A 14,470-nucleotide genomic window follows, 5' to 3' on the forward strand; every position below is an offset into this window, starting at 1 on the left:
GGGACATCCTTGACCTGGAAACCAGGGGAGGTCAGGGGCGTCCGGGGGTAACCCCGGCGGCTCCGGGCGGCGGGGGCGGGGGTGCGGTTCCCCGCCGGGGGCGGGGCGTCCGGCCCGGCCGTCCACAGCCGCGGGTTCCCGGTTGCCCCCGCCCCCGCTGTGGCCCAATCTGGGATCGGGGGAGATCCCCGGTGGTCCCACCGATGCCCGGGGCGCCCGCCGGTGTCCGCGGTCCGCTACATATAGGGGGAGGCGCGGTGTGTCCGGGGTCGTCCCGGACGCACGCCCGTGGTTCTGTTGCGTCGGCGCCCGCGGGCCTCGGCGCGGGCGGGCGCCGCAGCCCCGGTCCGCGCCGGAAGGGGCGCCCGCCGGGTCCGCGCCCGGCGGCGGGGCGATCCGGTGGCGGGCGCGCGATTACCCGCTAGTAACATAAGTTCCGACCGCCGGTGTGTGGCGCACCGGTCGACGAGAAGCAGGATGGGAGGCCACGGACGATGCATCCTCTGTACTTGACGCTGGGCATCATCACCTCGGTCTTCGCCGTGGTCGCGTTCACCATGTTCGCTCTGGCCGTCCGCCAGATCGTGCGAACCGTGGGTGTGGGCCGTGCGGTGGAGCCCGAGCGCAAGGGGCCGTTCGGACAACGGTTCACCATGACGGTCATCGAGATCCTCGGGCACGGGCGCATGCTCAAGCGGCCGTGGATCGGCGTCGCGCACTGGTTCGTGATGGTCTCCTTCCCCCTTCTCGCCTTCACGGTCGTGGAGGCGCAGGGCGAGGTCTTCGACCCCCACTTCACGCTGCCGGTCATCGCCGACTGGACGATCTACGGCCTGGCGATCGAGTTCATCGCCGGGACCAGCCTCGTCGGCATCCTGGGCCTGACCGCCTACCGGTTCGTCAACCGCCCCGCGCGGATCGGCCGCGCGTCCCGCTTCATGAACTCCAAGCAGTGGACCGGCTACTACGTCGAGGCCTACATCATCGGCCTGCTGTTCGCGATCTTCGTGATCCGCGGCTTCAAGGTCGCCTCCGACACCTTCCCGTTCCCGGTCTGGGCGACCCCGATCTCCCACGCCGTGGGCGCGCTCCTGCCCGGCGACCCGGGCATCGCCGACCCGGGCATCGCCCTGGTCGCCGCGTTCAAGCTGATCATCAGCTACGCGTTCTTCGTCGTGCTGGCGCTCAAGCTCACCATGGGCGTGGGCTGGCACCGCTTCATCGCGCCGGTCAACATCTACTTCAAGCGCAACGCCGACGGGAAGCCGACCCTCGGCGCCGCCAAGCAGATGATGGACAGGTCCGGCACCAAGCCCCTCGACTTCGAGGAGGCCGACCCGGACGAGGACCCGTTCGGCGCGGGCAAGATCGAGGACTTCACCTGGAAGGGCCTCCTCGACTTCAGCAGCTGCACCGAGTGCGGCCGCTGCCAGTCGCAGTGCCCCGCCTGGAACACCGGCAAGCCCCTCTCGCCCAAGAAGGTCATCCTCGACCTCCAGCGGCACGCGTACGAGAAGGCCCCGTACCTCCTCCAGGGCATCACCGAGGAGACCCTCGCCGAGAAGCCCGACGAGAGCCACGCGGGCGTGGACGTCCTCGCACTCCTCAACAAGCCGCTGGTCGGCACCGAGGAGGAGGGCGGCGTCATCCACCCCGACGAGCTGTGGGCCTGCACCAACTGCGGCGCCTGCGTCGAGCAGTGCCCGGTCGACATCGAGCACATCGACCACATCCTCGACATGCGCCGCTACCAGGTCATGGTCGAGTCCAACTTCCCGTCCGAGGCCAACACGCTCCTCAAGAACCTGGAGAACAAGGGCAACCCCTGGGGCATGGCCGAGGACCGGCGCATGGACTGGATCGCCGAGCTGGCCTCCCAGGAGAACCCGGTCGAGGTCCAGGTCGTCGAGGACAAGCTGCCCGAGGGCACCGAGTACCTGTTCTGGGTCGGCTGCGCCGGGGCGCTGGAGGACCGGGCGAAGAAGACCACCAAGGCCATCGCCGAACTGCTGGACATCGCGGGCGTCAAGTTCGCCGTCCTGGGCGGCATGGAGGCCTGCACCGGCGACCCCGCCCGCCGCCTGGGCATGGAGTACGTCTTCCAGATGCTCGCGCAGCAGAACGTGGAGACGCTCAACGACGCCGGCGTCACGAAGATCGTGGCCAGCTGCCCCCACTGCTTCAACACCCTCGCCAACGAGTACCCGCAGCTCGGCGGAACCTACGAGGTCGTCCACCACAGCCAGCTGCTGGCCAAGCTGGTGGAGGAGGGGCAGCTCACCCCGGTCAACTCCGTGGACGAGAACATCACCTACCACGACCCCTGCTTCCTGGGCCGCCACAACAAGGTGTACACGCCGCCGCGCGACATCATGGCCCAGGTGCCCGGGGTCAAGACCCAGGAGATGCACCGCCACAAGGAGCGGGGCTTCTGCTGCGGCGCGGGCGGCGCCCGCATGTGGATGGAGGAGCGGATCGGCAAGCGCATCAACACCGAGCGGGTGGACGAGGCGCTGACCACCAACCCCGACACCGTCTCCACCGCCTGCCCGTTCTGCCAGGTCATGCTCGGCGACGCGATCAACGAGAAGAAGTCGCAGGGCGAGGCCAAGGAGACGCTGGAGGTCGTGGACGTCTCCCAGCTGCTCCTGCGCTCGGTCCGGGGCGAGGCGCCCAAGGAGGCCGAGGCCGCCGACGCCTGACCGTCGGCACGCGCGCCCGCCGTCGGCGGGGGCGGGGAGGGGCCGGGCCCGGGTCGCGGGGGGTTCTCGCGACCGGAGCCCGGCCCCTCCGGCGTTCCCCGACGCCCACGGAGCCCGCGCGGAGCGGCGCCGGGCAGTGCGGACGCCATGACGGGGTGTGCATGCCGGGTGCGGGTCGCGGCAGGGGCGGGGCCGTCCGGCGGCGGGGAGGGCGCCCCGTGCCCGGGGCCGCCCGGCGGCGTCGTCCACAGCCTGTGGACAGTGCCCCGCTTCACCCCGACCCGACCCGCTCCGTGCCGCCTCGCCCCGATCCGCGTCGGCCGTGTCCGGCGCAGAGGCGCATGCGGCTCCGCGGTCCGAAGTCTGCGGGGTCCTCGGTCCACCGCCGGCCCGCCGCTCTCCGGGACGGGCCGGGCCCCGGGGGTCACGGGGCGAGGTGCTCGGTGAGGAATCCGTCGAGGGTGTGCCGGGTGAGCTGGCTCGCGAAGCCTCCCCAGTTCAGGTCGAACATGTGCTCCGCCCAGGGGATCTCCAGGTACCGGTGCGCGACCCCGGCCTCGTCCAGCCGGGCGGCCATGCGGCGGTTGTCCTCCGTGCCCAGGAACAGGTCGTGGCCCGACATGACCAGCAGGGTGGGCGGGCTGTCGGCCGACACCTGGTGGAGGGGGGAGATGAGTTCGTACTCCTCGGGGACCTCCTCCGGGGTCCCGCCCATCATCCGGACGGAGCCCTCGTCCAGGTCGTCGCCGACGGGGGAGTGGCGCTGCCGCCACGGCACCTCGGGGGCCCCGTCGGTTCCGTCGGCGACGGAGTACCAGGCCACGACCGCGTCCGGGGCCGTCTCGGGAACGTCGCAGCTCGGCGGGATCTCCTCCGCCGACGTGTACCCGGCGAGGAGCGCGAGCAGGCCGCCCGCGGACTGGCCGGTGACGGCGATCCTGTCCGGGTCCGCCCCGTACTCCTCCGCGTGCGCGCGGGCCCAGCCGACGGCGCACTTGACGTCGGAGACGGGCGCGGACCAGTCACCGTCCGGGAAGTACCGGTAGTCGACGTCGAACACCACGCGACCGCCGTCCGCCAGCCACGTGTCCCAGCGGGGAAGGAGGCTCTGCGGCAGGTCGTCGGCGCCTCCGTGGACGTTCACCACGATGGGCAGCGGTGCGTCGTCCTCCCTCCGCTCCGGTTCCCACACGTCGAGGACCAGTTCCTCCGCGGCCTCGGGGGCGCCGCTGCCCGAGGGGTCGGCGATCTCCTCCCCGGACTCGTCGAGCCGCAGGTAGACGCGCGTCTCGGGTTCACGGTCGGCGCTGGTGGACAGGCCCGCGGTGTACTCGGCGAGGCTGAGCCGCGCGCCCTCGGCGCGCGCGGTGGACCAGATCGCGGCGGGGGGCACCAGGGCCGCGGCGAGCACGGCCGCGTTGGCCGCGGCGGCGACCGCCGCGAGCCGCCGCCCCCGACCGGCCGAGGGGCCCGGCGCCGGGGCCCCGTCCCGTTCCCGGGGGCTCCGGCGCCGGCCGCGGAACAGGACGGTGAGGGCGATCAGCAGCCCCGCGGCGGCCGGTACGGCGAACACCAGGCTGAACTCCAGCGCCAGCAACGCGTACTGCCACGCGTCCCACGACGGCGGCGGCAGCAGCACGAGTGCGGCAGCCGCCGCTCCCGGAAGGGCGGTGATGCACGCGGCGGCGAGGGCGGCCCTGCGTCCGACGGCGGCGGCCGGCCGCCGGCCGGCGCCGCGTTCGTGTGGGTGGTCCATGCGTCCTCCATTCGATACGTTCGTATCGATACGAGTGTATCGAATCGTGGGGGTGTGTCACAATGTGGCCGTGCCCAGGTACGTAGACAGGGAAGAACGCCGCCGGAGGGTGGCCGCGGCGCTCCACCGGATCGCCGCCCGCGAGGGTCTTGAGGGCGTCAGCATCCGGACCGTCGCGGCGGAGGCGGAACTCTCCGCGGGGGCCGTCCAGCGCGACTTCGGCACCAAGGAGGACCTGCTCCGCTTCGCGCTCCGCGAGGCGCTGGCGGCGGTCTCCGCCCGGATCTCCCGTGTGCGCATCGGCCCCGGGAAGCTGACCTTCGCCGAGGGGCTGCGCCAGGTCCTGCTCGACCTGCTGCCCACGGACGGGGACCGCCTGGCCGAGGCCCGCGTCTGGTCCGCGTTCTACGCGCGCGCCTCCGTGGACGCCGACTTCGCCGAGGTCCTCGCCGAGCTCGACGCCCAGGCCCGCACCGCCCTCCGGGCCGCCCTCGGGTACGCCGCGGAGCAGGGGGAGCTCGCGCCGGGCCAGGACGTCGACTCCCTCGTGGAGCTGCTGCTCGTCCTCGTCGACGGAATCTGGCTCAGCGCCGCCCGCCGTCCGCCGGGTACGTCCCTGGATCCCCAGCGGAGGGCGATCGACGCGGCCGTCCGCGCCGTCGCCCCCCGGCCGCCGGGCGGCCCCGCCACCCCCGGCTGACCGTCCGGCCCGCCGGTCGATGCGCTCCCCGGAGGCAGGGGTCCTTTCCATGCCGAAAGGGCATAGGGTGGCCGGCATGGACCTCGTCGGCGCCTGCAAGGCTTTCGTGAACGTGAGCGACAGGGGCAGCTTCACCCTCGGCGCCGCCGCCGCCCGCATTCCCCAGCCCGTGGCCAGCCGGCGCATCGCGGCCCTGGAGAGCCACCTGGGGGCGCGGCTGTTCGACCGCTCCACACGTCGGGCCGTCCTCACCCGCTTCGGGCGCGACATGCTCCCGTCCGCCCGGCGCCTGGTCCAGCTGGCGGAGGAGATGGAGCACGACGCCGAGCGCGCCGTGCTGCGCCCGCTGCGCCTCGCCGTGCCGGACATCTGCGCCACCCGCGACCTCGCGGCGCTCGGCGCCGAGGCCCGGAGGGAGGGCGTGCACCTGGACTTCCGGCCCGCACCGCCGGCCGTCCGGACCGAGCTCCTGGGCTCTCGCGAGGTCCGCGCCGCGCTGACGGGCACCCCGCCGGGCGAGGGCGCCTGGACGGTGCCCCTCGGACTGGCGAGCGCCGAGGAGCCCCGGGTCGGCTCCTTCCACGTGGAGACCCTGCGCGTGGACCGCGGCAGGTCGGCCGCGCGGGGGCGGCGCGTCTGGATCCAGCCCGAGGACGACGTCCCCCACGTCCGCGACCCCCTGAACCGCCTGCGGGACGCCGTCGGACTGAGACCCGCCCAGGTCTCCGTGGCCTCCTCCCTGGCCTCCGCCGCCGCCGAGGCGCTGGGCTCGGACGACCTCCTCCTGTGCTCCCGGCGACAGGCCGGCGACCTGGGGCTGCACTGGCGCCCGATCGGCGGGATCGGCCTCGCCCGCGGCTACGACGTGGCCGCCGACACCGGCGAGGAGGCCGAACGGCTGCGTTCGCTCCTCGGCCACGGCATAGCCCGCTGCCTGGGCGTGCCGGACGGGCGGGGGGAGTCCGAGTGAGCGCCACCGCACTGGTCCGGGACCTGCGCCGCGAACTCGACGAGGGCGGGCTGCGGGGATCGTTCCTCGTCCGGGACCTCGACACGGGCGAGGAGCTGGGCATCGAGCCCGAGCTGGAGTTCTCGACCGCCTCGCTCGTCAAGGTGCCGCTCGCCATCGCCACGCTCGAACGCATCCGGGCCGGCGAGATCGACGGCGCCGAGCAGGTGCTCGTGCAGCCGGGCCGGAGCGATCTGCCGATGCACACGGGGATGAGCAGGTTCCGCCACCCCGCGAAGGTCAGCGTCGAGGACCTCCTGTACCTCAGCACGTGCCTGAGCGACAACACCGCCGCGGACACCCTCTTCGAGGTCACCCCGCCCGAGAGGGTCGACGCCTGGCTCCGCTCCGCGGGACTGCGCGGCATCACCGTCCGGCACAAGCTCCGCGACCTCAACGAGACCCCCGCCGACCGGCTCGGACCCGACCAGGCGCACCTGGCGCACTCCCTGGCCATCGGGGAGGGCACGGCGGGGCGCGGGCACCGCATCCCGCAGCTCGACGTGACCCGGGCCAGCTCCGGCTCGGCCCGGGCGTTCACCGACCTGCTGGAGGCCCTGTGGCGGCCCTCGGTGATCGATCCGGGGATCGCCGCGCGGGTGCGGGAGCTCATGCGCGGCAACGTGCTGCGCCACCGCCTCGCCCCGGACTTCACCTCCGACGCGTCCACCTGGTCGTCCAAGACCGGCACCCTGCTGAACCTGCGCCACGAGTTCGGCGTGGTCGAGCACGCGGACGGCCAGACGTTCGCGGTGTCGGTGCTCACCGAGTCGCGGGTGCCCGCCGTCCACCAGCCCGGGGCCGAGGCGCTCATGGCCCGTGTGGCCCGCTCCCTGCGCGACCACCTCCGCGCCTGGTGAACCCGGCGCCGCCGTGACCGGTCCTCCGGTCCGCGGCGCGAGAGCTTCCGCGCGACGGGCACGGCGCTCCCGCCCCCGTACCCGGGGGGAGCGGCCGGCTCCGGGGCGCACCCTTCCGGAGGAAAGGCGGGGGAACCCGGGGCGGCGCCGTGAAACCCCGGTGTGTTCCGGTTCGGCGCCTTTCGCGGAACGGAGCCGTTTCGCCGGGGAGCCGCCCTTCGGCGCGGTTCGGAAGAAACGGGACGGTCGGCGCCCCGGCCCCGGATCCGTGTTCGGAACCGCCGTTTCGGGCGGGCCCGCCGGGAAGGCGGACGGCAGCGGCGGCGGGCCGGGCGGAAGCCGTCGTCGGAGGCCGCCGGGACCCGGCGAGCTGCGCCGGAGCCGCCCCCGGCGCGTGGGCGGTCGGTACTCGCGTTGTCTCCGGGGCGGTCGCGCGGACGCTCCGCACCGGACCGGTTTCCCCGGGAGGACGTTTTCCGCGAAACGAACTCACCGGTACGGGGATTCCGCGCATGAAACTTTCTCATGAATGCCGTTCTCCCTACGCGGAAGCCGGTCTTCGTGTAGAACTCTTGTCGACACCGCGCGCAGGTGTCGGTCCGTTTCGAGCATGCCGGAACGGACAAAACCGCCCTCGGGTGGACGCGGTCGGATACAGGACGGGGACGTGGTCGGGGGCCGCACCCCACCGGTCCGGCCGACCCGCCCGGCGGGGGAGGGGACCGGTCGGTGCGCCGGCCGGGAACCCGGGGTCAGCGGACACGCCCGACGCGAGTGATGAGGGGGCCGGGCGCGCACGCTGACACCGCGGGCCGCCCGCACGCGAGCCGGGGAACCGGGCGTGTGCGGGCGGCCGCGTCGTGCCCCGCGGCCTGCCCGGATGACATTTGTCAGTGCGGGGGCCGGGAGGTTCCGCACCGGCAGCCGGTGACAACGGCGTCTGTCCCGGGCGCCCGTCCCCGCGGGAACCTGGACGCATGACGACGACAGCGAACCCAGCCCAGGCCCACGACACCGCCCCGGACGCCACCGGGCCCGCGGTGGTCGTCCGGGACCTGCGCCAGCGCTACGGGACCTTCGAGGCGGTCCGGGGCGTCTCCTTCGAGATCCACCCCGGAGAGCTCTTCGCCCTGCTGGGCACGAACGGCGCCGGGAAGACCACGACCATCGAGACGCTGGAGGGCTTCCGCAAGCCCAGCTCCGGCACGGTCCGGGTCTTCGGCGCCGACCCCTACGGCCAGCCGGTCGGCGTCCGGGAGCGCACCAACGCGGTCCTGCAGGGCAGCGGCCTGCTGGAGGACCTGACGGTCGGGGAGACCGTCTCCCTCGCCCACGACCTCGCCGCCGCCCCGCGCGACGCCGAGGAGGTCCTGGGCCTGGTGAACCTCCTGGACAAGCGCCAGGTCGCCGTCCGCCAGCTGTCCGGCGGCCAGAAGCGCCGGCTCGACCTCGGACTCGCCCTCGTCACCAGCCCCGAGGTCCTGTACCTGGACGAGCCGACCACCGGCATGGACCCGGAGGCGCGCCAGGAGACCTGGCGCATCATCGGCGACCTGAAGAGGGACGGGGTCGCGATCCTCCTCACCACGCACTACCTGGAGGAGGCGGAACGGCTCGCCGACCGGCTCGCGATCATGCACCGGGGCGAGGTGCGGGTCGAGGGGACCCTGGCCGGGGTCCTCGCCGGGTGGGGCGACCGGGTGAGCTTCCTGCTCCCCGAGGACGTGCGCACGGGGGACCTGCCGAGCCTGCCAGGGGCCGAGGTGGCCGTGGAGACGCGCGACCACTCCCTGTGGGCCACGTACACCGTCCTGGACGGCGACGTCGCCGACCGGGCCCACCACGCCGTCGCGGCGCTCATCGGATGGGCCGCCGGGAACGGGACCACGCTCAAGAACCTCCAGGTGCGCGGCGCCTCCCTGGAGGACGTGTTCCTCCGGGTCGCGGACGGCGCGGCGGACCTCGTCCGGGACTGAGCACCCCGCGCCGCGTGAGCGGCCGCCGAGCACACCCCCGGCCCCCGGGCCACCCCACGACGTACGGAGCACACCATGACCACACCCACCGCGGCCGCAGCGGCCCCGGGGCGGCCCCGGCCCACCATCGGCCGATTCCGGCAGGCCGCGCGCCTGACCCGGACCGAGTTCACACTGTTCGTGCGGTACAAGACCGCGTGGATGTTCCTGGCCCTGCCCATGTTCCTGCTCGTGGTCTCCCTGGGGATGGAGTCCTACGAGGTCTTCCCCGGGGTGGACAGCACCGCGATGTCGATGGCGGGGATGCTCGGCAGCATCGGCCTGATCGTCGGCCTCGGGCACGCCTCCAACGTGTTCACGGCGCGCCGGGAGGCCCTGGTGCTCAAGCGGCTCCGGGTGAGCGGGGTGCCGCAGGCGGCGATCTTCGGCGCCGTCATCGGCGTGGTGGCCCTCTTCTCGCTGCTGGTCGCCGTGCTGATGACCGCCGTGACCTCCGCGTTCACCGGATCGATGCCGCAGGACCCGGTGATGCTGCTGGTGGCGGTGCTGCTGAGCACCGTGCCGATGACCCTGCTCGGCCTGCTGGTCACCCCGATGGTGCGCAACGCCGAGGCCGCCCAGATGGCGGCGATGGTGCCCATGATGATCCTGCTGTTCCTGGGAGGGCTGTTCATCCCGCTGGGCATGCTGCCGGATCCCCTGCGGGAAGCGATGATGCTGCTGCCGGTCGCGCCGGTCACCCTGATGGCCCAGGCCGCCTTCACCGGCTACGACGTGTTCGGCGGGTTGGAGGCGGCGACGCAGCCCGGCTACCTCGGGCTGTGGGCGGCCGCGCTCCCCTCGATCTGCGTCGTGCTCGCGTGGACCGCGGTCCTGACGCTGCTGGTGCGCAGGTTCTTCAAGTGGGACCCCCGCCAGCCGTGACCGGGGAGGGATCCGGGGGGGGCGGGGGCGGCCGGGGACGGACGGCCGCCCCCGCTCCCCGCGCGGGTGGGCACGGCAGTTCGGACGGCGGTGCGGCCGTAGGCGCACAGGGGCCCAAGCGGGCGGGCGCGGCGGTCCATGGAGCGGACCCCGCCCATGAGCAGGACCCCCGCGCCCCCGCGCGGGCGGGCCGTCCGGCGACCCCCTCCCCGACCGGCGGCGGGTTCCCGTCACGGAGCTCCTCCCACCACCCTGGCAGGATGGTGGGGGCCGCACCAGTGCGTTCCGGAGCCTGTGGACGACGGGGCCGGCGCAGGCCGGGACGCCGGGTCGGACATGCGGAGGGGACCGTGGACATGGTGGAAGGGGACGTCGGCCTGGACGGCGTGAGCGCGAGGAACACGAGGCGGCTGAGGATCGCCCGGGCGATCACCGTCTGGTCGACGTACCCGCTGGCACTGGCCCAGGCCTTCTGGGCCGTGATCGACGCCGGCTACCTGTCGGACGTCGGCCTCCCCCCGTGGATCGCCGCCGTGGCGGCTGTCCCGGCACTGGGCTCGGGCGTCCTGCTCGTCCTCCTCATCCGGGGACGCGTCGACGGCCCGGGCGCCGCCGACCGCCGCCTGGTCGTCTGGTCGCTCGTCCTGAGCTGCGCCTCCTTCGCCCTGGTCCAGAGCCTCTTCAACTCCGCACTGGTCCTGGCGACCTGGTGGGGGGTGGTCGCGAACGCCGTGCCGTCCAGGACGAGCCGGAACCTGGGCCTGGCGCTCGCGGCCCTGAGCTGGCTCAAGGCGCTCACCCTGCCCCTGGTCCTGGGCATCCCGCCCCTCGCCTTCACCTTCACCTGGATGTTCGGCGTCGGCTTCGCGCTGCTGTTCCGGTTCCTGTTCGCCTCGACCTTCTGGCTGTGGGACATCACCAACGACGCGATCCGCGGGCAGGCGGCGCGCGCCCGGCTGGCCGTCGGCGAGGAGCGGCTCCGGTTCGCCCGCGACATGCACGACCTGCTCGGCCACAGCCTGTCCGCCCTGGCGGTCAAGGCCGAACTGGCCGGCAGGCTCGCCGAACGCTCCCCGGACCGGGCCAGGACGGAGATGTCCGAGGTGCAGGACCTGGCCCGCGCGGCACTGCAGCAGGTGCGCGGGGCGGTGAGCGGCTACCGCGAGGTGGACCTGGCCGGTGAGGTCGCCTCCGTGGGCGGTGTCCTCGAGGCGAACGGGACCAGGGTGGCCGTCAGCGGCCTGGACGGCCCCGACCTGCCCCCGCGGACCGAGGCCCTGGCCGCGTGGGTGGTGCGGGAGGGCGGCACCAACGTGCTCCGGCACAGCGACGCCTCCCGGTGCGCGGTCTCGTTCTCCCGGCTGCCGGGGCGGCCCGACCGGCCGACGGCGCTGGTGGTGGAGGTGTTCAACGACAGGGCGCGCGACGGCGGCGAACCCGGGTCCTCCTCGGGCAACGGCCTGGCGGGCCTGTCCGAACGCGTCTCCCTGGGCGGCGGGTCCCTCTCGGCCGCGCGCACGAGGGACGGCGGCTTCCTGCTCCGGGCGGTCCTCCCCCTGGAGGCCGGGGCCGGGACGGGGCCCGTCGGAGCGGGGGCCTCCTCCGAGCACGGGGAGGGCCGTCGATGAACCACGGGGTCGATCCCGCCGGGAGCCGGCGGACCGAGCGCAAGCTCCGCGTGGCCAGGCGCATCATCCTCGGCTCGATGCTGTTCATCCTCCTCATCCTGGTCGGCATGCCCCTGACGGAGCTCAGGCTCGGCACCGACAAGGTCACGCTGTGGAGGACCGTCCTGGCGGAGGCCGTCGCCGTCCCCCTCGGCGTGGCCCTGATGGCCATGTTCCGGGACCGGATGGACGGGCGGCGCGACCCGCGGCCCTGGCTCTACTGGGGCTCGGTCGCGATGGCGGCGGTCGCCGCCGCGGCCCTCCAGGTCCCCGTCAGCGGCATGTTCTTCCTCGGCGCGTGGTGGGCCGTCGGGGTCTTCGTGGCCTCCCGGAGGCGTGGAGCGGCCGTCAGCGCGCTCCTTCTCGCGCTCCCCTGGGCGCTGATCCCGTTCAGCCCCTTGGATATCCAGTTCATCCCCTTTCTCCTGGCCTGGGTCTTCTCGATCGGGTGGGCGCTCCTGCTCTCCGCGGGCTCGCTCGCGTCCCTCTGGCTGTGGGACGTCACCAACGACGCCGTGAAGGGCCAGAGGGCCAGGGCGCAGCTGGCGGTGACCGAGGAGCGGCTCCGGTTCGCCCGGGACATGCACGACCTGCTCGGCCACAGCCTGTCGGCCCTGGCGGTCAAGGCGGAGCTGGCGAGCAGGCTGGTCGACCGCGCGCCCGCACGGGCCGCCGCCGAGATGGAGGAGGTGCACGAACTCGCCCGCAAGGCGCTGCAGCAGGTCCGCACCGCTGTCAGCGGGTACCGGGAGGTGGACCTCGCGGAGGAGGTGGCGTCGGTCGGCGCGGTCCTGGCGGCCAACGGCACCGCCGTGTCCGTCACCGGCCTGGAGGGCCTGTCCCTGCCGCCGGACCGGGAGTCCCTGGCCGCGTGGGTGGTGCGGGAGGGGGTCACCAACGTGCTCCGGCACAGCGACGCCACGGCGTGCGAGATCGCCTTCACCCGGGCGAAGGACACCGCCATGGGCCGGGCCCTGGTGGTGGAGGTGTCCAACGACGGGGCGCGCGACGGCGGCGAACGCGGGTCCTCCTCGGGCAGCGGGCTGGCGGGCCTGTCCGAGCGCGTCTCCCTGGGCGGCGGCTCCCTGTCGGCCGTGCGCACGAAGGGCGGCGGTTTCCTGCTCCGGGCCGTCCTGCCCCTGTGAGGGGCCCCGCCGGTCCGCCCGCCCCGGCGGGCGCCGCCGCCGTGTCCGGCGGAGCCGCCCGTCCGGCGCCCGTGGACCCCGCGCGGGCCGGCCCTCCTCCCGCGCGGTGGGGGCGGGTGGGCGCCGGGCGCATCGTGGAGGTGGGCGAGGGACTCTCCCCGCAAGGAGGGCGCGGGCCCGTCAGAGGACGCCCACCGAGGCGAACGCCTCGTCGATCGCCGCGGTCGCCTCCTCCCCTCCGTCCGTGTTGATGCCGAGCATGAACGCGCCGTTCCGGTCACCCGTCTCCACCAGCAGGAACCGGCCGTAGGACGCCTCGTCCCCGCCGCCGTCCACGGCCACCCCGAACGCGGGGGAGCCGCCCACGTCGGTCGCGCCGGAGGGCTCGACCTCGAGCGAGGCGACGTCGGTCACCAGGCCGCCCAGCGATTCCACCGCGAGGCGCACCCCGGCCACGGCCATCGGCTCCGCCGCGTGGAGCTGCTCGCTGCCGGTGACGATGATCGCGTCCGGGTCCTCCGCCGAGCCGTACACGGCGTACGAGTAGTACTCCGGGGGGACCTCGTCGTCGCCGAGCCGCTGCCAGCCCTCCCCCGGGAGCTGGTAGGTCAGTCCCGAGCGCGGGTCCTCGACCGTGCCCTCGGGGGAGGCGTCCCCGCCCGCCTGGCCCCCGCCCGCCTCGTCGCCCCCCGTCTCGTCGGCGGCGCGTCCGTCCTCCTCCGACGCGGAGCCGCCGCCCGAGAAGGGGCCGCCGTCGGACAGGAACCAGCCGAGTCCGGCCGCGGTCGCCAGCAGGAAGACGAAGGTCACGGTGAGCGCGATGGCGAGCGTCACCTTGCGCGCGGGCTCCTCCTCCCCTCCTGGCCTGCGCCGGGAACGCGACTCCACACCGCCCTGGGGCTCCTGGCGGTCCGGTTCGTCTGGGTACATCTGCGGCTCCTGGAAGGGTGTGCGCCTCGGGGGGACGGAAGGGGGTCCCGAGAGGCCAATACCCCGTGCGGGCCGCGGTGGAGCGGAAGGACGTGGCCGGATCAGGCCGATTTCGGGTGAACAGGAGCGGACAGGGGAAAACCGCTTGGCCGGTTCAGTACGTCCAGGGGGGCAGGGGCAGCCGCGGCAGTGCCCGCATCGTGAAGGGCGCCGAGCGCGGGAGCGGGGACGGCTTGGGAGCGGGCCTCTGGCGGGGGAGGAACCGCGGGCCGGGGAGCGGCGCCTCGGGCGGCCGGCCCTGCTCGGGGACCCGGCCCCGGGGCGAGGGCCTCGCCGACCTGGACGGGGCGCCGCCCTTGCGCTGCGCCGGAGCGGTGCCCTGCACGTCCCGCGCGCCCCCGGCGCCCTGGGCCGCGCATCCGCCCTCGCGGAGGGGGTCCTCCCCCGGGTCCCCGCCCGTGTCCGGCCGTGTGCGCGGCGCCGGGCCGGTCGGGGCGGACACGGGGCCGGCCGTTCCGGCGGCGTCCTGCGGCCCGTCCCCGGAGGACCCGGGGGAGAGGCCCAGCACGCGGTCGATCTCGGCGGGGCTGAGCGGGTGGTCCGCGCACGCCACGGCGATGAGGACCTCCGAGTACAGGTCGATCTCGTCGAGCGCCACGCGGTCGTGGAGGGAGGAGCGGACCATCGGTCGCGGGTGTGTGTCGTGTTCCACGCGCGCCCACCTCCCGGGTGTCGCGAGCGTGTGCCGTTGGCCCCCGGACCGGGCCTTCGTGGTTGCGGGCGCGACGAACCCGGCCCCAC

11 protein-coding genes are annotated in these 14,470 nt (G+C 74.3%); 8 read left to right on the forward strand and 3 right to left on the reverse strand.

What is annotated here, in order from left to right; genetic code table 11:
• Positions 1-494: 494 nt before the first annotated feature.
• Positions 495-2,702 carry a (Fe-S)-binding protein gene (locus ACFQBR_RS19790; RefSeq protein WP_267947650.1) on the forward strand — a complete coding sequence of 736 codons (2,208 nt, stop codon included), beginning with the start codon at positions 495-497 and terminating at the stop codon, positions 2,700-2,702.
• A 424-nt stretch (positions 2,703-3,126) separates the two neighbouring features.
• Here ACFQBR_RS19790 and ACFQBR_RS19795 read toward each other — a convergent pair whose 3' ends face one another.
• Positions 3,127-4,458 carry an alpha/beta hydrolase gene (locus tag ACFQBR_RS19795; protein ID WP_344184125.1) on the reverse strand — a complete coding sequence of 444 codons (1,332 nt, stop codon included), beginning with the start codon at positions 4,456-4,458 and terminating at the stop codon, positions 3,127-3,129.
• A 64-nt stretch (positions 4,459-4,522) separates the two neighbouring features.
• Here ACFQBR_RS19795 and ACFQBR_RS19800 point away from each other — a divergent pair, with 64 nt between their 5' ends.
• From ACFQBR_RS19800 to ACFQBR_RS19830, 7 genes are all read left to right on the forward strand, one after another.
• Positions 4,523-5,158, forward strand: coding sequence for a TetR/AcrR family transcriptional regulator (locus tag ACFQBR_RS19800; RefSeq protein WP_267947652.1), 636 nt, complete (start codon positions 4,523-4,525; stop codon positions 5,156-5,158).
• Between the two features lie 76 nt (positions 5,159-5,234).
• Entirely contained in the window at positions 5,235-6,128 is an 894-nt protein-coding gene (locus tag ACFQBR_RS19805) for a LysR family transcriptional regulator (RefSeq protein WP_344184126.1), read from the forward strand.
• Positions 6,125-7,027 (forward strand): serine hydrolase, encoded by a 903-nt coding sequence (locus ACFQBR_RS19810; protein ID WP_344184127.1) that lies wholly within the window; start codon positions 6,125-6,127, stop codon positions 7,025-7,027. The genes ACFQBR_RS19805 and ACFQBR_RS19810 overlap by 4 nt, the downstream gene beginning before the upstream one ends.
• 977 nt (positions 7,028-8,004) lie before the next feature.
• A complete protein-coding gene (locus ACFQBR_RS19815) occupies positions 8,005-9,003 on the forward strand; it encodes an ABC transporter ATP-binding protein (protein ID WP_344184128.1) in 999 nt (332 codons plus the stop codon).
• 75 nt (positions 9,004-9,078) lie between these two features.
• Entirely contained in the window at positions 9,079-9,927 is an 849-nt protein-coding gene (locus ACFQBR_RS19820) for an ABC transporter permease (protein WP_344184129.1), read from the forward strand.
• Positions 9,928-10,283: 356 nt separating this feature from the next.
• Positions 10,284-11,555 (forward strand): sensor histidine kinase, encoded by a 1,272-nt coding sequence (locus ACFQBR_RS19825; protein ID WP_344184136.1) that lies wholly within the window; start codon positions 10,284-10,286, stop codon positions 11,553-11,555.
• On the forward strand, positions 11,552-12,739 hold the full coding sequence (locus tag ACFQBR_RS19830; RefSeq protein WP_344184130.1) for a sensor histidine kinase: 1,188 nt from the start codon (positions 11,552-11,554) through the stop codon (positions 12,737-12,739). The genes ACFQBR_RS19825 and ACFQBR_RS19830 overlap by 4 nt, the downstream gene beginning before the upstream one ends.
• A 180-nt stretch (positions 12,740-12,919) precedes the next feature.
• Here the strand turns inward: ACFQBR_RS19830 and ACFQBR_RS19835 are convergent, their stop codons facing one another.
• Positions 12,920-13,669, reverse strand: a complete 750-nt coding sequence (locus tag ACFQBR_RS19835) for a hypothetical protein (protein WP_344184131.1) — start codon at positions 13,667-13,669, stop codon at positions 12,920-12,922.
• A gap of 154 nt (positions 13,670-13,823) precedes the next feature.
• Positions 13,824-14,381 carry a hypothetical protein gene (locus ACFQBR_RS19840; protein ID WP_352983184.1) on the reverse strand — a complete coding sequence of 186 codons (558 nt, stop codon included), beginning with the start codon at positions 14,379-14,381 and terminating at the stop codon, positions 13,824-13,826.
• Positions 14,382-14,470: the final 89 nt, after the last annotated feature.

Origin of the sequence: Nocardiopsis tropica (genome assembly GCF_042660575.1) — a bacterium.
Classification (GTDB): domain Bacteria; phylum Actinomycetota; class Actinomycetes; order Streptosporangiales; family Streptosporangiaceae; genus Nocardiopsis; species Nocardiopsis tropica.

Coding starts and splice junctions, on each gene's coding strand:
- ACFQBR_RS19790 (WP_267947650.1), top strand. CDS start 495: ATGCATCCTCTGTACTTGACGCTGGGCATCATCACCTCGGTCTTCGCC.
- ACFQBR_RS19795 (WP_344184125.1), bottom strand. CDS start 4,458: ATGGACCACCCACACGAACGCGGCGCCGGCCGGCGGCCGGCCGCCGCC.
- ACFQBR_RS19805 (WP_344184126.1), top strand. CDS start 5,235: ATGGACCTCGTCGGCGCCTGCAAGGCTTTCGTGAACGTGAGCGACAGG.
- ACFQBR_RS19815 (WP_344184128.1), top strand. CDS start 8,005: ATGACGACGACAGCGAACCCAGCCCAGGCCCACGACACCGCCCCGGAC.
- ACFQBR_RS19820 (WP_344184129.1), top strand. CDS start 9,079: ATGACCACACCCACCGCGGCCGCAGCGGCCCCGGGGCGGCCCCGGCCC.
- ACFQBR_RS19825 (WP_344184136.1), top strand. CDS start 10,284: ATGGTGGAAGGGGACGTCGGCCTGGACGGCGTGAGCGCGAGGAACACG.
- ACFQBR_RS19830 (WP_344184130.1), top strand. CDS start 11,552: ATGAACCACGGGGTCGATCCCGCCGGGAGCCGGCGGACCGAGCGCAAG.
- ACFQBR_RS19835 (WP_344184131.1), bottom strand. CDS start 13,669: ATGTACCCAGACGAACCGGACCGCCAGGAGCCCCAGGGCGGTGTGGAG.